Here is a 17,412-nt window from a genome sequence, read left to right as displayed (position 1 = left end):
CTGTGCCTCAGAACAGCACTGTGCCCAAGATTCTGATCGTCGGTGGAGGCTATGCAGGCTTCTACACCGCGTGGAAGCTCGAGAAGCACCTGCGTAAGGGCGAGGCCGAGGTCACGATGGTCGACCCGCTGCCCTACATGACGTACCAGCCCTTCCTTCCGGAGGTGGCCGCCGGCTCGATCGAGGCCCGCCACTCGGTGGTCGCCCACCGCCGGCACCTGAAGCGCACGAACATCATCCCCGCGAAGGTCACGAACATCGACCACGCGCGCAAGGTCGCGACGATCACCCCGCCGTCCGGCGACGCGTACGAGTTCGCGTACGACCAGATCGTCGTCACCGCCGGCGCCGTCTCGCGCACGTTCCCGATCCCGGGCATCGCCGACAACGCGATCGGTCTCAAGACGATCGAGGAGGCCGTCGCGATCCGCGACCGCCTCATGTCGAACTTCGACAAGGCGGCCACGCTCCCCGCCGGCCCCGCCCGCGACCGTCTCCTCACAGTCGTCGTGGTCGGCGGCGGCTTCGCCGGCATCGAGGTGTTCGCCGAGCTGCGCTCGCTCGCCTCCTCGCTGGTGTCGAAGTACCCGACGCTGACGTTCGACGACACGCACTTCCACCTCATCGAGGCGATGGGCCGCATCATGCCCGAGGTGTCGCTGCCGACGAGCGAGTGGGTGCTGAAGGACCTGGCCAAGCGCGGAGCGAACGTGCACCTCGAGACGCAGCTCACCGGAGCGATCGACGGCAACGTCGAGCTCTCGACGGGCGAGGTCATCCCGACCGACCTCATCGTCTGGACCGCCGGCGTCATGGCGAACCCGACCGTCGTCCGCGGCGGCGACCTGCCGGTCGAGGAGCGCGGCCGCATCCAGACCCGTGCCGACCTGCGCGTCGGTACGGCGGAGAACATCGTCGAGGGCGCCTGGGCGGCCGGCGACGTCTCGGCCGTCCCCGACCTCTCGGGGGGTGGCGTGGGCGGCTACTGCGTGCCGAACGCCCAGCACGCCGTGCGTCAGGCGAAGCTGCTCGCGAAGAACCTCGTGGCCGTCCTCCGCGGCGAGGAGCCGCGCGACTACTTCCACAAGAACCTCGGTGCGGTCGCCGGCCTCGGTCTCTACAACGGCGTCTTCCAGTCGGGAAAGATCGCGCTCAAGGGCTTCATCGCGTGGCTCGCCCACCGCGGCTACCACGGTCTGGCCATGCCGACGTGGGAGCGCAAGTGGCGCGTGCTGTGGGGCTGGTGGAACAACCTGTGGCTGGGTCGCGACCTCGTCAACCTGCAGACGGTGCAGAACCCGCGCTACGTCTTCGAGGAATTCGCGGCGCGTCCGCGTCCGGCCGTCGACGCATCGCCCGCTGCGGCCCCGGCCGCGAAGGACCCGGCGAAGTCCGCTCCGGCGAAGAAGTCGGATGCTCCGGCAGAGAAGTCCGCCGAGCCCGCCGCCGCGAAGTAATCGGTTCGTCGAACGCCCCCGCCTCTCCGGAGCCGGGGGCGTTCGCCGTCTTCCGGCACCGCGGCGGGGAGGTGCGGATGCGCGCGCAGGCGATTCATAGATGCGCTCGATAGCGTCGGTGGTGCAAGGGGAGTACTCCCGTCTGCGATGGCGTCGTCATGACGGACACCTCCGGTGTCCCGGCCCATCGGCCCGCAAGGGTGGAGGAGACCTGGCGCCCGCATTCGCGGACGACTGTGGCCCCCTCGCACCCGTGACGGATCCCGGTCGTCGTGAACGACACGAAGGAACGACCACCATGGGAAAGCTCACCCGCCTCCTCGGCATGGCCGCTCAGGCCCTCGACCTCGACGGCTCGGACCGCGATCGACGCCCCGCCGGATCGCGGACCGCCGAGCATCGCTCGCCCTCACCCGCTCCGGGCGCACGCCCGCACGACCCGTACACGCCGCCGCCCGCCGCTGGGGTCGGCCAGGCCCCGCGCCGTGGGGCGGCGGGAGGGAGCGCCGCCGGCACGGACGCCGACCGCGCGGCGATCGCCCGCTACGACTACCTTCTGCGCACGGCGGAGCCGCATCAGGTGGAGCAGATCCACCGAGAGGCCTTCGAGCGGCTGACGCCCGCCCAGCGCACCCAGGTCGAGGAGCGGATGCGCGCCGAGCTGCCCCCGCACGAGCGGCCGGTCTCAGCCTCCCCGGCGCACCTGGCGCGGTCGGCCGGGCGCGCGGAGGCCGCCGCCCCGGGCCGTATGCGCGAGCTGCTCTCGCGGGTGCGCTCGGGGCGCGGGAGCGCGGCAGGGCTCGCCGGGGGAGCCGCCCTGGGGGTGCTCGGAGCCGTGGCCGGCGGTGCCGTGCTCAGCACCGTCGGAGGGACGCTTCTCGAGCAAGCGGCCGGCATGGGCGTCGACTTCACGGCTCTGGCCGAGGGGATCGACCTGGAGGCGCTGGCGGGCGGGTTCGACGTCGAGGGCATCGCGGGATCCGCGGAGGGCGTGCTCGGCTCCGCGGGTGACGCGGTGAGCGGTCTCGGGGAGACGGCGAGCGGATGGGGTGAGAAGCTGGGCGACCTCGGTCTCCCCGACATCCGCGATCTCTTCGGTCGCTGATCGCCTCGGCACCGTTCCGGTGCGGCGGAGGTGGGCGGTGGAGTGCCCCCGCTGGGACTCGAACCCAGACTGAAGCGATTTTAAGTCGCCTGCCTCTGCCATTGGGCTACGGGGGCCGCCGGGCCAGCCTAATGGAGCCCGACACGTGCGATCGGGTGTCGGCACCCGTGACCCCGGGTGTCGGACGCCGTAGGGTGGGGGAGTGCTCGACCTCACAGCCGATCTGAGCCCGCGCGCGGCGGCCGTCGCCCCCGAGTGGGATGACCCTGCGCGGTACTGGTCGCGGCTGTCGGCTGCGACGGGCGACCTGCCGGCCCCCGTCGGGGTGATCGACCGCGAGGCGCTGCGGCACAACGCCCTCGACCTGCTGGTGCGTGCGGGCGGCCTGCCCATCCGGGTGGCCTCGAAGTCGGTGCGCGTGCGGGGAGTGCTCGATGCGGTGCTCGCGCTCCCCGGCTACCGCGGCATCCTGGCGTTCACGCTGCGAGAGGCGCTGTGGCTCGCCGAGACCCACGACGACATCGTGCTCGGCTACCCGACCGTCGATCGCGCGGCGCTCGCCGACCTGGTCTCCGACGATCGTGCGGCACGACGCATCACGCTCATGGTCGACGACCCCGTCCACCTCGACCTCATCGACAGCGTCGCCGGCCCCGGTCAGCGCCCCGAGATCCGGGTCGCGATCGATGTCGACGCCTCGTGGCGCTCGGCCCTCCTCGGCCACATCGGGGTGCGCCGCTCCGCGCTCTTCACGGCGGGCGAGGTCGCCGCATTCGCGCGCGATGTGGTCTCGCGCCCGGGGTTCCGGCTCGTCGGCCTCCAGATGTACGACGCGCAGATCGCCGGGCAGGGCGACGCCGCGGGCGCCGATGCTCCGCTCATCCGCCTCGTGCAGGCGCGATCACGCAAGGAGCTCCGCGAACGGCGTGCCCTCGTCGTGGCGGCGGTCACGGCCGTGGCACCGCTCGAGTTCCTGAACGGCGGCGGAACCGGGTCGCTCGAGTTCACCGCCACCGACGAGTCGCTGACCGAGGCGAGCGCCGGCAGCGGACTGCTCGGCGGGCACCTCTTCGACGGATACCGGTCATTCCGACCGGCGCCGGCGGCCGCGTTCGCCTTCGACGTGGTGCGGCGCCCGGCTGCCGACATCGTGACGGTGCTCGGTGGCGGGTGGATCGCGTCCGGGCCCGCCGTCGCGTCACGTCAGCCCCGGCCGGTCTGGCCGGACGGCCTGCGCACGCTGCCGCGGGAAGCCGCGGGGGAGGTGCAGACGCCGTTGCAGGGCCCGAATGCCGCGCGCGTGGGGGTGGGAGACCGCGTCTGGTTCCGGCACGCGAAGAGCGGGGAGCCCGCCGAACGCATCGACCGGTACCACGTCGTCTCCGGCGACGAGGTCATCGACGAGCTGCCGACGTACCGCGGCGAGGGGAAGGGGTTCCTGTGACGCGTATCGGGGGAACCTGGCAGAACTGGGCACGATCGGCGTCCGTGCGTCCGTTGCGCGTCGAGCGACCGCGCACGCGCGAAGGCGTGCAGCGCGCCGTGCAGGCGGCCGCGGCGCAGGGACTGCCGCTGAAGGCGGTGGGCGCCGGACACAGTTTCACCGGCATCGCGATCGCGCCCGGCGTGCTCCTCGAACTCGACGACCTGCAGGGGGTGGTCGACGCCGACGCCGGCAGCGGGCGCGTGACGCTGCTGGCCGGCACCCGGCTGCATCGCATCCCCGCTCTGCTCGCCCCGTACGGCCTCGCGATGGAGAACCTCGGCGACATCGACCGCCAGTCCATCGCCGGCGCGATCTCCACCGGCACCCACGGCACGGGCGCGCGGTTCGGGGGCCTCGCGACGCAGGTGGTGGGCGTGACTCTCGTGACCGCGACCGGGGAGATGGTGCGGATCGACGAGCAGCACGACGCCGAGCTCCTTCCGGCGGTGGCCCTTGGGCTCGGCGCGCTCGGCATCCTGGTCGACGTCACCCTGCAGTGCGTTCCCGCCTTCGTGCTCGATGCCGTCGACGAGCCCCTCCCGCTCGATGAGGTGCTCGACACGCTCGACGATCGGGCGTCCGACTCCGACCACTTCGAGTTCTACTGGTTCCCGCACACCGAGGTCGCCCTCACCAAGCGGCAGACCCGCCTGCCGGAATCCGCCCCCCGCTCGCCGCTGCCGACCGTGGGGCGGTGGATCGACGAATCGCTGCTGTCGAACGGGGTCTACCGGGCGGTCTGCGCGGCGGGACGGGTCGCCCCGGCCGTCACCCCGCCGTTCAGCCGCCTCGCCGTGAAGCTCACGGGTGACCGCGCGTACACCGACCTCTCGCATCGGGTGCTCACGCAGCGGCGCACCGTGCGCTTCCGCGAGATGGAGTACGCGCTGCCGGCCGGCGAGGTCGTGCCGGCGTTCCGCGAGGTGCAGGACCTGATCCGACGTCGTCGGTGGCGCATCGAGTTCCCGATCGAGGTGCGCTTCACGGCCGCCGACGACCGCTGGCTCTCGACCGCGCACGGCCGCGACACCGGGTACATCGCGGTGCATCGGTACTGGCGCGCCGACCCGACCGAGTACTTCGGGGCTGTCGAGCGCATCATGCGGGCGCACGGCGGCAGGCCTCATTGGGGCAAGCTGCACACCCTGGGTGCGGCCGAGCTGCGCGACGCGTACCCCCGGTTCGACGATTTCCTCGGGGTGCGCGAGAGGTTCGACCCATCGCGGATGTTCCGCAACGCGTATCTCGATCGCGTGCTCGGCGCGTGAACGCGGCCGCGGCGAGGCCGTCCCGCACGCCCAGTCGGCGTGCAGGAGCGGTGGATAGGATGAGACAAACACGAGGAAGGGTGGGCCTCTGATGGAATGGCTCGTGCCGGTACTGATCATCGTCGGTGTGATCCTGCTTGTCGGGATCTACCTGTGGGCGACCTACAACTCCCTCGTGCAGTTGAACGTCCGCGTCGATGAGGCATGGAGCGGCATCACGGTCCAGCTGAAGCGGCGGGCCGACCTCATCCCGAATCTCATCGAGACGGTCAAGGGATACGCGTCGCACGAGAAGGCGGTGTTCGAGAACGTCACCCGGGCGCGGGCCGAGACGCTCTCTGCGGGCGGCCCCGGTGCGGCCGGAATCGCCGAAGGGCACCTGCAGCAGGCCCTGCGGAGCCTGTTCGCGGTCGCGGAGGCGTACCCGCAGCTGCAGGCGTCGACGAACTTCCTCCAGCTGCAGCAGTCGCTGGTCGACACCGAAGACAAGATTCAGGCCGCCCGCCGGTTCTACAACGGCGGTGTGCGCGAGCTGAACACCAAGATCAAGGTGTTCCCCAACAACCTCTTCGCGAAGGGCCTCGGGTTCACCGAGCGCGAGTTCTTCGAAGTCGCCGACAGCGGCGCCATCTCCGAGCCCCCGCGCGTCCAGTTCTGACGCGGCCGTCCGGCCGCGCCCCCGTCGTGTCAGCCGGTCAGCTCGCGGGGATGCACGTGCCGCAGCACCGCGCGCCCGTCGGCTCCCAGGGCACCGCGCACGGCGTCGGAAGCGTCGCCCCACCCCGAGACCGAGACGTGCTCGAGCCCCTGCCAGGTGGCGGCACGGACGAGTTCGACCGCGATGCTCTCGGCGTCGTCACGGCGCCCCTGCGGCTCCCACCACGCTGACTGCACCTGCAGGGTCGACGAGGCGCGATCCGCCCGCAGGTCGACTCTGGCCACGATGCGATCACCGACGAGCACGGGAAGCGAGTAGTAGCCGTAGCGGCGCTTGTGCGCGGGCACGTAGATCTCGATCCGGTAGTCGAGGTCGAACGCGCGCAGCGCGCGGTCGCGGAACCACACCACGGGGTCGAACGGCGTCAGCAGGGCGGCCGTGCGCACGGATCTCGGCAGGACGGCGTCGCGGTGACGCCACGCGGCGAGCGGACGGCCCCCGCGCTCCCAGCCGCGCACGCGCGCGGGCACGATCTCGCCGGCGTCGACCAGGTCCGCGAGCGCCGCGGTGATCGTCGGCCGATCGCGGATGCGGTAGTAGTCGGCGAGGTCGGCGGCAGTCGCGATGCCCGAGGAGCGAGCCGCGCGACGGATCAGCTCGCGGATCGCCTCCTGCCGGGGCACCGCCCGGTCGTGCAGGGGTGCAGGGATCACCTGCTCGGCGAGGGCGTAGATGCGCTCGAACCCGCGGCGTCCGCTGATCGCGACATCGCCGGTGCGCCAGAGGTGCTCGAGCGCGAGTTTCGCGTCGTCCCAGTCCCACCACGTGCCGCGTTCCCGAGGCGCGTCGTCGCGGAGATCGACGGGGCGCAGCGGGCCGCGGGCGGACAGCTCGTCGCGCACCCAGTCGAGCGTGCGCCGGTTCTGCGTCGCCCAGGAGTCGGGTTTCTCCCACCGGCGTCGGTAGTCGTCCATGCGGAACCGCCAGAGGGGCCAGTCCTCGACCGGGACGAATGTCGCCTCGTGGGCGAGGTATTCGATGTAGCGCGTCGTGCGGGCGTGGAACATCCGCTCGAGGAGTGCGGGGTCGTAGGCGCCGAGCCGCGAGAACAGCGGCATGTAGTGCGATCGAGCGAAGACGTTGACCGAGTCGATCTGCAGCACGCCGAGGCGATCCATCACCCGGTGCACGTGGCGGGGCGCGACCGCAGCGGGTCGTGCACGGGTGAAGCCCTGTGCCGCGAGGGCCATGCGGCGCGCCTGCGCGGCGCTGTACGTCTCGGTCACGGGGGCCAGCGTAGCGGGGGTCTCAGACATCGCCGTCCGCGGAAAGATGCGCATGGGGGCATACGGGCGCGCCGTAGACTTGGGCGATGAGCGACGATCAGCGACCGCGGTGGAGGGATCTGCTCCGTCCGCGCCCGGTGAGCACCGATCGCACGGTGACGACCGAGGCCGATGACCGCATCCCCCTGCCGCTCCGCGTGACGGCCGGATACGCCTGGCGTCTGCTTCTGATCGCCGCCGTGGTGGCCGGATTCATCTGGGTCGTGATCGAGCTCAAGCTGCTCGTCATCCCGCTGCTCGTCGGCATCCTCATCACCGCGCTGCTCTGGCCCGCGTTCGGGTGGATGATCCGCCACCGCGTGCCCCGCTGGCTCGCCGTCGCCGTTTCGATCCTCGGCACGATCGCGATCGTCACCACGCTGCTCTGGCTCGTCGTCTGGCAGATCCGCGCGCAGCTTCCCGACGTGCAGGAGCGCACCGGGGCGGCCGTCGAGCAGTTCCGCCAGTTCCTCCTCGACGGCCCGCTGCACCTGTCCGAGGCGCAGATCCAGGGCTACATCGACCAGGGCTTCGCGCTCGTCAACGAGCAGGCGCAGCTCGTGCTCAACGGCGCGCTCGCGGTCGGCACGACGGCGGCGCACGTCGTCACCGGAGCCGTGCTGTCGCTCTTCATCCTCATCTGCCTCTTGGCCGACGGCGCCGGGATCTGGCGATGGACTCTCCGCCTCTTCCCGAAGGCGGCCCGCCCGGCGGCCGACGGCGCGGCCCGCAACGGCTGGGCGACGATCGTGAACTACGCGCGCACCCAGCTGCTCGTCGCAGCGATCGACGCCGTGGGCATCGGCGTCGGCGCGGCTCTGCTCGGCGTACCGCTCGCCCTCCCCGTCGCGGTGCTGGTCTTCCTCGGCTCGTTCGTGCCGATCGTCGGCGCCGTGGTCACCGGTGCGATCGCCGTGCTGCTCGCCCTGGTCTACAACGGCCCGTGGATCGCGCTGGCCATGCTCGCTGTCGTGCTCGGCGTGCAGCAGCTCGAGGGGCACGTGCTGCAGCCGATCCTCATGGGCTCCGCGGTCAAGGTGCATCCGCTCGCGGTCGTGCTCGTCGTGGCCGGCGGATCGATGATCGGCGGCATCCCCGGCGCGCTGTTCGCCGTGCCTCTCGCGGCGTTCGTGAACGTCGTGGCCGTGACCATCAGCTCGGGTTCCTGGCGCACCGGCGCGCCACCGGACGCCGACCTGATCTGGAGCACCGTACCGCGCCAGCCCCGACGGAGGAATCGATGACCGCAGTCCCCAGTCTGACCGAGTTCGAGCACGCTGCTCAGAGTCTGGCTGAGGTGATCTCCCACACGCCGACGCTGCCCTCCCGGGCGCTCTCCGACATCCTGGGCGTACCGGTGCTGCTGAAGATGGAGAACCTGCAGCGCACCGGATCGTTCAAGATCCGCGGCGCCGCGTATCGCCTGTCGAAGCTCAGCGCCTCCGAGCGTGCGCGAGGGGTCGTTGCAGCCTCCGCCGGGAACCACGCGCAGGGCGTCGCGCTCGCCGCGCAGTCGCTCGGCATCCCGGCGACCATCTTCATGCCCCTCGGTGTGCCGGTGCCCAAGCTCCTGGCGACCCGCGGCTACGGCGCCGAGGTCGTGCTCGAGGGCGAGACGGTGGCCACCTCGCTGCGTCTCGCCGCCGAGTTCTCGGAGCGCACGGGAGCGGTGCTCATCCCGCCGTTCGACCATCGCGACGTCGTGATCGGTCAGGGCACTTTGGGGCTCGAACTGCTCGACGACGCCCCCGATGTCGAAACCATCGTGTTGAGCATCGGCGGGGGAGGGCTGATCGCCGGCGTCGCCGCCGCCGTCAAGGCCCGCGCCGCCGAGCTCGGCCGCGACGTGCGGATCGTCGGGGTGCAGGCCGAGAACGCCGCCGCCGTGCCGCCGTCGCTCGTCGCGGGAAGCCCGGTCGACATCGAGACACGGCCGACCATCGCCGACGGCATCCTCGTGGCCCGCCCCGGCGCGATCCCGTTCGACATCATCAAGGACCTCGTCGACGAGGTGGTGACCGTGTCGGACGACGACCTGGCGCGCGCCATGCTCATCCTGCTCGAGCAGGCGAAGGTCGTCGTCGAACCGGCCGGCGCGGCCGGGGTCGCGGCGATCCTGGCGGGCAAGGTCCGGGCGACGGGCACCACCATGGCCGTGCTGTCCGGCGGCAACATCGACCCCCTGCTCCTGCAGCGCGTCGTCTCGCACGGCCTCGCCGCGTCCGGGCGCTACCTCACGGTGCGCATCCCGCTGCCCGACCGCCCCGGGCAGCTCGCTCGGGTGTCGGAGCTCATCGCCGAGGCGGGGGCGAACGTCATCGAGGCGATGCACACGCGCCACGGGCACGGTCTGCAGATCAGCGACGTCATCCTCGAACTCAGCGTCGAGACACGGGGCCCCGAGCACTCCGCGCTCACTCTCGACACGCTGCGCCGCGAAGGGTTCAGCCCCATCGTGGTCGCCGACTGAGCCGTGCACGCGACAGCGCCCCTCCGCCGGACGGTGGAGGGGCGCTGTCGTCGGGGCGACGTCAGCCGGTGTAGGTCTCGACCTTGACGATCTCGACCGAGATCGAGCGGCCGTTGGGCGCCTCGTACGAGGCCTTCTCGCCCACCTTCAGGCCGAGGATCGCCGTACCGAGCGGGCTGGCCTCGCTGTAGACGTCGAGGTCGCTGCCCACCGCGATCTCACGGCTGCCGAGCAGGAAGACCTCCTCGCCGCCGGCGACGATGGCGGTCACGACCGTTCCGGGCTCGACGACGCCGCGGCTCGCGGGGGCCTCGCCGACCTTCGCGGTCTTCAGCAGGTTCTCGAGCGTGCGGATGCGCGCCTCCTGCTTGCCCTGCTCGTCCTTCGCGGCGTGGTAGCCGCCGTTCTCCTTGAGGTCTCCCTCTTCGCGGGCGGCTTCGATGCGCTTCGCGATCTCGTCGCGACCCGTCGTGGAGAGGTGCTCGAGCTCGGCGACCAGCCGGTCGTACGCCTCCTGCGTGAGGAAGGGGACCTGAGCATCCGTGGACATGACGAAGCTCCTTCGTTCGGTATCGGCCGCACGCGGCGGGGATATGCCAAGACGCCCCGGCACTCTGCCAGGGCGTCGTCTGTCGGGGTCGAGTCTAGGCGACCCAGCAGCTGTTGACCAAACCTGTCGTGGCCTCGCCGACGGTCGGCACCCTGGTCGCGTGCGCCTGGGTGTGCCCCTCGCCCGCCGGCAGTTCGACGACCTTCCAGCCCACGACGCCGAACTCCTCGTCGAGGGCCTCCACGACGCAGACGACGTCCTTCCCCTGCACGCCGGTGAGCTGGAACCGCACGTCGACGCTGTGCTCGTCGACGAGCGTGAAGCCCAGATCGTCGGCGTCGACGGAGTTCATCGACTGCGCCACGATGCCCCACGCGTAGACGGCGACGAGCACGAGGGCGACGGCCGCGGCGATGATCCACGGCGTCCTCCGCGTGCGGGTGCGGCCGTAGCGGTCGGCGAGCTGCTCGGGGGTCGTCACGGTGCGGGTCTTCCGATCGTTAGGCTGGTGATACCAGGTTATGCGACCTGCGTACGAAAGGCCGATTCATGTTCGCTCTCTCCGCGACCCCGATGCCGACCCCCTCGATGACCGTCGACCCGGAGGCCGTCACCCCCGGCTTCGTGGGATTCGCCGCCATCGTGGTGGTGCTGATCGCCGTGATCCTCCTGATCTGGGACATGAACCGCCGCATCCGCCGCGTGCGCTATCGCGAAGAAGTGCGCGACGAGCTCGACGCCGAAGAGGCCGCAAGGGCCGCCGACCGGGCCACCGAGACCGACGCCGATCTGCCGGTCGCCGACGAGGGCGACGACGACCCGCGCGACGACGACCCGCGCACCCGCTGAACCGCGGCGCAGAGACCGCTTCGCGGTTGCAGGGGTCAGCCGGGGATGCCGAGCGACGGTGAGAGCGGCTCGAGCGCGATGAGCAGGCACGCCGCCCAGTGGCACAGGAACGCCAGCACCGTGCACACGTGGAAGATCTCGTGGAAGCCGAAGTGCCCCGGCCACGGGTTGGGACGCTTGAGCGCGTAGACGATCGCCCCTCCGGTGTAGAGCAGACCGCCGACGATGACCAGCACCATCATGGCGACGCTCGCCTGCAGCAGGTCGCCGAGGTACATGACCGCGGCCCAGCCCAACAGCAGGTAGAGGGCGACATAGAGCCACCGGGGGGCATGGATCCAGAACACCCGGAAGAGGATGCCGAGGATCGCCCCGCCCCACACCAGGCAGAGCAACAGCACGCCTTTCTCGGGGGGAAGGGCCAGCGTGGCGATCGGGGTGTAGGTGCCGGCGATGAGGAGCAGGATGTTCGCGTGGTCGATGCGCTTGAGCACGACCTTGACCCGGGGGCTCCAGTCGAAGCGGTGGTAGACCGCGGAATTGCCGAACAGCAGGAGCGAGCTCGCCATGAACACGGCCGACGCCCATTTCGCCGGGGCGCCCTGGGCCAGCACGATCAGCACGATCCCGGCGGCGATCGCGACCGGGAATGTGCCCGCGTGGATCCATCCGCGCCAGGTCGGCCTCACCTCGACGGCGGCGTCGACGGCTGCCGCCTCGAGCAGCGGCAGCTGGGGCAGATCGGGGGCGGAGTCTTCGGGAGTGCTCACCCGCTCACTCTAAGCGCCGGGGCATTCCCCTGGCCGTACATATCCCCGGCGCCCCCTCCTCTCGCTCCCGCGGCCGACAGGGTAGCGTAGGACGGTGATGTCACGGGAGAACCAGGGGCGAGGGCCGCTCTACCGGCTCTACAGCAACCGGCTGCGCCGTCGTCTCGACCCGGCGTCCGTGCCGCACCACATCGCCATGATGATCGACGGCAATCGCCGGTGGGCGCGTCAGCTCGGCTTCGCCACCGCGGCCCACGGGCACCGGGCGGGTGCCGTCAAGATGCGCGAGTTCCTCGGGTGGTGCGATGAGCTCGGAGTGGGCGTCGTGTCGCTGTACCTGCTCTCCAGCGACAACCTGCGCAAACGCGACGCGGCGGAGCTCGCCGACCTGATCGAGATCATCGCCGACCTCGCCGACGGGCTCTCGCGCGAGGGCAACTGGCGTGTGAAGCACGTGGGCAGGGCCGACCTTCTGCCGCCCGAGCTGGCCCGCGTCCTCTCCGACGCCGAGGAGCGCACCCGCGACCACACGGGCCTGCACGTGAACCTCGCCGTCGCCTACGGCGGGCGCAACGAGATCGTCGACGCCGTGCGGAGCATCCTGGTGAAGCACGAGGCGTCCGGGGGGACCATGGAGGATCTGGCCGCCCACCTCACGCCCGAGATGATCGGCGAGCACCTGTACACCGGCGGGCAGCCCGATCCGGATCTCGTGATCCGCACGAGCGGCGAACAGCGTCTCAGCGACTTCCTGCTGTGGCAGAGCGCCCACAGCGAGTTCTACTTCGTCGAGGCCCTCGGCCCCGACCTGCGCGAGGTCGACTTCCTCCGTGCGGTCCGCGACTACGCCGACCGCGACCGCCGCTTCGGTCGCTGACACGGCGAGGCAACGCCGCGTTCATCGATTCGTCACGAAACGCTGGCGTGTCGAACGGGCCGGATGTCGGTGGGGAGTCGTACCTTCATCTCATCGGGCATGGCGCCCGATCGGGTCGGCCACAGGCACACGACTCGTGACCCCCTGGTCGACTCGTTCGCATAGCCGGGATTCCCCGGGTCGGGAGTGGGTCGTGACCACACGTACAGCGCACCAGCAGTCCACCCGTCAGACGACGAGGCGAGCCAGTTCAGCAGATCCCGCGCAGGATCTCCGCACCTACGTGCTCGACACGTCCGTGCTGCTGAGCGATCCGCAGGCGTTCTTCCGATTCGCGGAGCATTCGGTCGTGCTCCCGGTCGTCGTCATCACCGAGCTCGAGGGCAAGCGCCACGACCCGGAGATCGGCTACTTCGCGCGTCAGGCGCTCCGCCACCTCGACGACCTGCGCGTCGAGCACGGGCGCCTCGACTTCCCCGTACAGGTGGGGGAGGGCGGCACCCTCCGGGTGGAGCTGGCGAACACCGACATGTCGGTGCTGCCGGCAGGCATCCGGCTCAGCGACAACGACAGCCGCATCCTCTCGGTCGCCATGCACCTGGCGCAGGACGGCCAGGACGTGACGATCGTCTCGAAGGACCTGCCGATGCGCGTGAAGGCGGCCTCGCTGGGCCTGCGCGCCGAGGAGTACCTGGCGGAGCAGGCCGTCGACTCGGGCTGGAACGGCATCGCCGTGCTCGACCTCTCGGGCGACGACATGAGCGACCTGTACGAGAGCGAGGTCGGCATCAGCGAGGAGGCGCGCGGCCTCCCGGTGAACACGGGCCTCATCATCCACTCCGAGCGCGGGTCGGCTCTGGGCAGGGTCACCGGCGACGGCGAGTACCGCCTGGTGCGCGGTGACCGCGACGTGTTCGGTCTGCACGGTCGCTCGGCCGAGCAGCGCATCGCGATCGACCTGCTCACCGATCCCGATGTCGGCATCGTGTCGCTCGGCGGTCGCGCAGGCACGGGCAAGTCGGCGCTCGCATTGTGCGCGGGTCTCGAGGCCGTGCTCGAGCGGCAGCAGCAGAAGAAGATCATCGTGTTCCGCCCGCTTTTCGCGGTGGGCGGGCAGGAGCTCGGGTACCTGCCCGGCGACCAGGGCGAGAAGATGGGGCCGTGGGGGCAGGCGGTCTTCGACACCCTGGGTTCGGTCGTCTCGGGCAACGTCATGGAGGAGGTCGTCGAGCGCGGTCTGCTGGAGGTGCTGCCGCTGACGCACATCCGCGGGCGCTCGCTGCATGACGCCTTCGTGATCGTCGACGAGGCGCAGTCGCTCGAACGCAACGTCCTGCTGACGGTGTTGAGCCGCATGGGGCAGAACTCGCGCGTCGTGCTGACGCATGACGTCGGTCAGCGCGACAACCTGCGGGTCGGCCGGCACGACGGTATCGCGAGCGTCATCGAGACGCTCAAGGGTCACGGCCTGTTCGGCCACGTGACGCTGACGCGCTCCGAGCGCTCCGCGATCGCCGCGCTGGTGACCGAGCTGCTCGAGGGCGGCGAACTCAGCTAGCCCTTCTCCACGAACACTCCCGTCGCACTTTCTGTCGCTTGGAACCGTGCCAGGCGACAGAAAGTGCGACGGGAGTTGGGTGGTTCGGGCTCAGCCCGGGTGAGTCATCGAGAGCAGGTCGAGCTTCTCGTCGAGCTGCTCGAGCGTCAGGTCGCCCCGCTCGACGTAGCCCAGGTCGATCACCGCGTCACGCACCGTGATGCCCTTCGCGACGGCGTGCTTGGCGATCTTCGCGGCCGCCTCGTAGCCGATCAGCTTGTTCAGCGGCGTGACGATCGAGGGGCTCATGCCCGCGAACGCGGCCGCGCGATCGAGGTTGGCCTGCAGGCCGTCGATGGTCTTGTCGGCGAGCACGCGCGACGCGTTCGAGAGCAGGCGGATCGACTCGAGCAGGGCGGTGCCCATCACCGGGATGGCGACGTTCAGCTCGAACGAACCGGATGCTCCGGCCCACGCGACCGTCGCGTCGTTGCCGATGACGCGCGCGCACACCATGAGCACGGCCTCGGGGACGACCGGGTTCACCTTGCCGGGCATGATCGACGATCCCGGCTGCAGGTCGGGGATGTGCAGCTCGCCGAGACCGGTGTTGGGACCGGAGCCCATCCACCGCAGGTCGTTGTTGATCTTGGTGAGCGAGACCGCGATCGTGCGGAGCGCTCCGGATGCCTCGACGAGGCCGTCGCGGTTGGCCTGAGCCTCGAAGTGGTCCTTCGCCTCGGTGATCGGCAGCTCGGTCTCGGCCGCGAGGAGCGCGATGACCTTCTGCGGGAAGCCGAGCGGGGTGTTGATGCCGGTGCCGGTGGCGGTTCCGCCCAGCGGCACCTCGGCGACGCGGGGGAGAGCCGACTGCACGCGCTCGATGCCGAGGCGCATCTGGCGGGCGTAGCCGCCGAACTCCTGGCCGAGGGTGACGGGCGTGGCATCCATGAGGTGCGTGCGACCCGACTTGACGGCGTCCTTCCACAGCTCCGCCTTGGCCTCCAGTGCGACCGCGAGGTGGTCGAGTGCGGGGATGAGGGTGTCGATCAGCGCCTGGGTCACGGCGATGTGCACCGACGTGGGGAAGACGTCATTCGACGACTGCGAGGCGTTGACGTGGTCGTTGGGGTGCACGTTCGCGCCGAGGATGCGCGTCGCGAGCGTCGCGAGCACCTCGTTCATGTTCATGTTCGACGAGGTGCCTGAGCCGGTCTGGTAGGTGTCGACCGGGAACTCGCCGTCGTGGGCGCCGGACGCGACCTGATCGGCGGCCTGTGCGATGGCGTCCGCGATGGCGCCGTCGAGCGTGCCGAGCTCCTTGTTCGCGAGCGCCGCGGCCTTCTTGATGCGCGCGAGGGCTGCGATCTGCGTCGACTCCAGCCCCTTGCCCGAGATCGGGAAGTTCTCGACGGCGCGCTGGGTCTGCGCCCCGTAGAGCGCGTTCACGGGCACGCGCACCTCGCCCATGGTGTCGTGCTCGATGCGGTACTCGGTGTCGGTCATTCCGATGCCTCCTGCGTTTCGGGGTCGATCCCCACGGTGATGACGGGCACAGCCGTGCCCTCGGCCAGACGGTAGTTGGCGCCGACGATGCCGAGTCGGCCTTCGGCGACGGCGTTGCTGATGATCTCGGACGACTGCAGCAGGTCGGCGACGGTGTTGCGCAGGTGCTCGCGCCCGACCAGTTCGGCGTCGATCTCGGCGACCGTGGTGCCGCCCGACTCGGCCAGCACCTTGCGGGCGGCGGGAACGATCGGCGCGATCAGCTTCCAGATGTGCGGCGGGACGGGGGCGGCGTCGATGGCGGTGCCGTCGATCGCGGCGCGCACGGCTCCGCACGAGTCGTGCGCGAGCACGACGATGAGCGGCACGTTCAGCACGGCCACCGCGTACTCCAGGCTCGCAACGATCGACTCGCCGATGACCTGGCCGGCGTTGCGCACCACGAAGAGGTCGCCGAGGCCGAGGTCGAAGATGATCTCGGCGGCGAGACGCGAGTCCGAGCATCCGAAGAGCGTCGCGACGGGGTTCTGCGCGGCGGCCAGGTCTTTGCGCCGAGCCACGTCCTGATTGGGGTGACGCGGCTCGTCGGCGACGAATCGGCGATTGCCGTCCTGCATCTGCTTCCAGGCGTCGGCGGGGGTCAGCGTGGTCGTCATGGGGCCTCCGAGAGTTCGCGGATCTGAGGGACGAGAGAAGCGGCGAGCTCAGCGGTCGAGTCGGCCGATCGCGAGCCGTACAGCAGCACGTAGTCGTCGCCGGCCTGGGTGCCGAGCGCGTACGAGATGTTCTGGTCGGCGGTGGTTGACCCGGGTGTGAACACGTCCCACTCGATGCCGTCGATGGTGGTGGTGTCGGTCGGTGCACTGCCGCCGAGGCGCTGCGGGGCCCAGCCTTCATCCGCATCGAAGGCCTGCGCGACGCGGATGAACCCGCGCTCGTCCTGGGCGTCTGGTGCCAGCGTGATGTCCCACACCACCGGTGCGCCGCTCTCGAGCGCGGCGGCGTTCACGCGCCAGAAGTCACCGAGCTCGGGCACGATCACCGGGCTCTGCATGGTCGATTCCACGTCGGCGGCGATGGCCGGCAGGTCGACGGTCTTCTCGGATGCCGGCTCGCCGCGCGGCACCGCGAAGACGATGACCGCCACGATCGCGAGGGTTGCGAGCAGCGCCGCGACGAGACCACGGACGGTCTGGCTGGAGCGGTACGCCTTGCTCGACGCCGCCTTGCGCGCGGCGGTCTCGGCCGGGGTCTCGGGGCGCCCGAGTTCGGCGACGATCGGGGCCGGCTTCGGTGCCTTGCTCACGAGGCGTCCCCGGAGTCGGCGGCGGCGCGGGCCGCGTCGAGGCGGCGCTTCGCACCCAGGAGCCACTCCTCGCAGCGGGCGGCCAGGGCCTCGCCACGCTCCCAGAGTGCGAGGGACTGCTCGAGGGTCGGAGCGCCTTGCTCGAGCTCGGCGACGACCGTCACGAGCTCATCTCGGGCGGCCTCGAACGACAGCGTCTCGACAGGGGTATCGTTCAGCGCGCTCACTCCTCCATCCTACGTCGTGCC

Annotated in this window: 18 protein-coding genes and 1 tRNA gene; 10 read left to right on the top strand and 9 right to left on the bottom strand. The window is 70.7% G+C overall.

Annotated features, from left to right (window positions below):
* Positions 1 to 20: 20 nt before the first annotated feature.
* Both AC3A3J_RS13285 and AC3A3J_RS13280 read left to right on the top strand, forming a co-directional pair.
* Positions 21 to 1,457 (top strand): NAD(P)/FAD-dependent oxidoreductase, encoded by a 1,437-nt coding sequence (locus AC3A3J_RS13285; protein ID WP_487672720.1) that lies wholly within the window; start codon positions 21 to 23, stop codon positions 1,455 to 1,457.
* Positions 1,458 to 1,755: 298 nt separating this feature from the next.
* The gene (locus AC3A3J_RS13280) at positions 1,756 to 2,562 is read left to right on the top strand and encodes a cation-transporting ATPase (RefSeq protein ID WP_487672719.1); all 807 of its coding nucleotides are present in this window, start codon (positions 1,756 to 1,758) and stop codon (positions 2,560 to 2,562) included.
* Positions 2,563 to 2,605: 43 nt separating this feature from the next.
* On the opposite strand, the gene AC3A3J_RS13275 is transcribed toward AC3A3J_RS13280, so the two are convergent.
* Positions 2,606 to 2,678: transfer RNA gene (locus AC3A3J_RS13275), tRNA-Leu, on the bottom strand.
* Between the two features lie 86 nt (positions 2,679 to 2,764).
* Between AC3A3J_RS13275 and AC3A3J_RS13270 the strand changes: the two genes are divergently transcribed.
* From AC3A3J_RS13270 to AC3A3J_RS13260, 3 genes are all read left to right on the top strand, one after another.
* On the top strand, positions 2,765 to 4,006 hold the full coding sequence (locus tag AC3A3J_RS13270; protein ID WP_487672718.1) for a type III PLP-dependent enzyme domain-containing protein: 1,242 nt from the start codon (positions 2,765 to 2,767) through the stop codon (positions 4,004 to 4,006).
* Positions 4,003 to 5,316 carry a D-arabinono-1,4-lactone oxidase gene (locus tag AC3A3J_RS13265; protein WP_487672717.1) on the top strand — a complete coding sequence of 438 codons (1,314 nt, stop codon included), beginning with the start codon at positions 4,003 to 4,005 and terminating at the stop codon, positions 5,314 to 5,316. The genes AC3A3J_RS13270 and AC3A3J_RS13265 overlap by 4 nt, the downstream gene beginning before the upstream one ends.
* Before the next feature lie 91 nt (positions 5,317 to 5,407).
* Positions 5,408 to 5,974, top strand: coding sequence for a LemA family protein (locus AC3A3J_RS13260; protein ID WP_487672716.1), 567 nt, complete (start codon positions 5,408 to 5,410; stop codon positions 5,972 to 5,974).
* 29 nt (positions 5,975 to 6,003) lie between these two features.
* On the opposite strand, the gene AC3A3J_RS13255 is transcribed toward AC3A3J_RS13260, so the two are convergent.
* Entirely contained in the window at positions 6,004 to 7,260 is a 1,257-nt protein-coding gene (locus tag AC3A3J_RS13255; protein ID WP_487672715.1) for a winged helix-turn-helix domain-containing protein, read from the bottom strand.
* Between the two features lie 86 nt (positions 7,261 to 7,346).
* On the opposite strand from AC3A3J_RS13255, the gene AC3A3J_RS13250 reads away from it, so the two are divergent.
* Together AC3A3J_RS13250 and ilvA are read left to right on the top strand one after the other, a co-directional pair.
* Positions 7,347 to 8,543 carry an AI-2E family transporter gene (locus AC3A3J_RS13250; protein ID WP_487672714.1) on the top strand — a complete coding sequence of 399 codons (1,197 nt, stop codon included), beginning with the start codon at positions 7,347 to 7,349 and terminating at the stop codon, positions 8,541 to 8,543.
* Entirely contained in the window at positions 8,540 to 9,769 is a 1,230-nt protein-coding gene (gene ilvA / locus AC3A3J_RS13245; RefSeq protein WP_487672713.1) for a threonine ammonia-lyase, read from the top strand. The genes AC3A3J_RS13250 and ilvA overlap by 4 nt, the downstream gene beginning before the upstream one ends.
* 61 nt (positions 9,770 to 9,830) lie before the next feature.
* On the opposite strand, the gene greA is transcribed toward ilvA, so the two are convergent.
* Positions 9,831 to 10,319 carry a transcription elongation factor GreA gene (gene greA / locus AC3A3J_RS13240; RefSeq protein ID WP_487672712.1) on the bottom strand — a complete coding sequence of 163 codons (489 nt, stop codon included), beginning with the start codon at positions 10,317 to 10,319 and terminating at the stop codon, positions 9,831 to 9,833.
* Between the two features lie 94 nt (positions 10,320 to 10,413).
* Complete coding sequence (locus AC3A3J_RS13235) at positions 10,414 to 10,800, bottom strand: DUF4307 domain-containing protein (protein ID WP_487672711.1); 387 nt, start codon at positions 10,798 to 10,800, stop codon at positions 10,414 to 10,416.
* Positions 10,801 to 10,868: 68 nt separating this feature from the next.
* On the opposite strand from AC3A3J_RS13235, the gene AC3A3J_RS13230 reads away from it, so the two are divergent.
* Positions 10,869 to 11,168 (top strand): hypothetical protein, encoded by a 300-nt coding sequence (locus AC3A3J_RS13230; protein WP_487672710.1) that lies wholly within the window; start codon positions 10,869 to 10,871, stop codon positions 11,166 to 11,168.
* Positions 11,169 to 11,203: 35 nt separating this feature from the next.
* Here AC3A3J_RS13230 and trhA read toward each other — a convergent pair whose 3' ends face one another.
* Complete coding sequence (trhA, locus tag AC3A3J_RS13225) at positions 11,204 to 11,938, bottom strand: PAQR family membrane homeostasis protein TrhA (protein WP_487672709.1); 735 nt, start codon at positions 11,936 to 11,938, stop codon at positions 11,204 to 11,206.
* A gap of 97 nt (positions 11,939 to 12,035) precedes the next feature.
* Here trhA and AC3A3J_RS13220 point away from each other — a divergent pair, with 97 nt between their 5' ends.
* Positions 12,036 to 12,815 (top strand): isoprenyl transferase, encoded by a 780-nt coding sequence (locus AC3A3J_RS13220; RefSeq protein ID WP_487673114.1) that lies wholly within the window; start codon positions 12,036 to 12,038, stop codon positions 12,813 to 12,815.
* Between the two features lie 193 nt (positions 12,816 to 13,008).
* Entirely contained in the window at positions 13,009 to 14,373 is a 1,365-nt protein-coding gene (phoH2, locus tag AC3A3J_RS13215; protein WP_400190051.1) for an RNA 5'-3' helicase PhoH2, read from the top strand.
* 90 nt (positions 14,374 to 14,463) lie between these two features.
* Here phoH2 and AC3A3J_RS13210 read toward each other — a convergent pair whose 3' ends face one another.
* Genes AC3A3J_RS13210 through AC3A3J_RS13195 form a run of 4 tightly spaced genes read right to left on the bottom strand, consistent with a single transcriptional unit; the run spans position 14,464 to position 17,391 of the window.
* Positions 14,464 to 15,858 (bottom strand): class II fumarate hydratase, encoded by a 1,395-nt coding sequence (locus tag AC3A3J_RS13210; protein ID WP_487672708.1) that lies wholly within the window; start codon positions 15,856 to 15,858, stop codon positions 14,464 to 14,466.
* Entirely contained in the window at positions 15,855 to 16,514 is a 660-nt protein-coding gene (locus tag AC3A3J_RS13205) for a carbonic anhydrase (RefSeq protein WP_487672707.1), read from the bottom strand. The genes AC3A3J_RS13210 and AC3A3J_RS13205 overlap by 4 nt, the downstream gene beginning before the upstream one ends.
* Positions 16,511 to 17,164: a DUF4245 family protein gene (locus tag AC3A3J_RS13200; RefSeq protein ID WP_487672706.1), complete on the bottom strand. Its 654-nt coding sequence runs from the start codon at positions 17,162 to 17,164 to the stop codon at positions 16,511 to 16,513. Before AC3A3J_RS13200 ends, AC3A3J_RS13205 begins: the two co-directional genes overlap by 4 nt.
* Entirely contained in the window at positions 17,161 to 17,391 is a 231-nt protein-coding gene (locus AC3A3J_RS13195; RefSeq protein WP_314646294.1) for an exodeoxyribonuclease VII small subunit, read from the bottom strand. Before AC3A3J_RS13195 ends, AC3A3J_RS13200 begins: the two co-directional genes overlap by 4 nt.
* Between the last annotated feature and the right edge of the window lie 21 nt (positions 17,392 to 17,412).

Source organism: Microbacterium sp. Soil_N32 (assembly GCF_057655505.1).
The sequence above is the reverse complement of the archived record's forward strand: the minus strand, read 5'-3'. Positions and strand labels throughout refer to the sequence as shown.

Coding starts and splice junctions, on each gene's coding strand:
- ilvA (WP_487672713.1), top strand. CDS start 8,540: ATGACCGCAGTCCCCAGTCTGACCGAGTTCGAGCACGCTGCTCAGAGT.
- AC3A3J_RS13260 (WP_487672716.1), top strand. CDS start 5,408: ATGGAATGGCTCGTGCCGGTACTGATCATCGTCGGTGTGATCCTGCTT.
- AC3A3J_RS13280 (WP_487672719.1), top strand. CDS start 1,756: ATGGGAAAGCTCACCCGCCTCCTCGGCATGGCCGCTCAGGCCCTCGAC.
- AC3A3J_RS13250 (WP_487672714.1), top strand. CDS start 7,347: ATGAGCGACGATCAGCGACCGCGGTGGAGGGATCTGCTCCGTCCGCGC.
- AC3A3J_RS13210 (WP_487672708.1), bottom strand. CDS start 15,858: ATGACCGACACCGAGTACCGCATCGAGCACGACACCATGGGCGAGGTG.
- AC3A3J_RS13205 (WP_487672707.1), bottom strand. CDS start 16,514: ATGACGACCACGCTGACCCCCGCCGACGCCTGGAAGCAGATGCAGGAC.
- greA (WP_487672712.1), bottom strand. CDS start 10,319: ATGTCCACGGATGCTCAGGTCCCCTTCCTCACGCAGGAGGCGTACGAC.
- AC3A3J_RS13220 (WP_487673114.1), top strand. CDS start 12,036: ATGTCACGGGAGAACCAGGGGCGAGGGCCGCTCTACCGGCTCTACAGC.
- AC3A3J_RS13230 (WP_487672710.1), top strand. CDS start 10,869: ATGTTCGCTCTCTCCGCGACCCCGATGCCGACCCCCTCGATGACCGTC.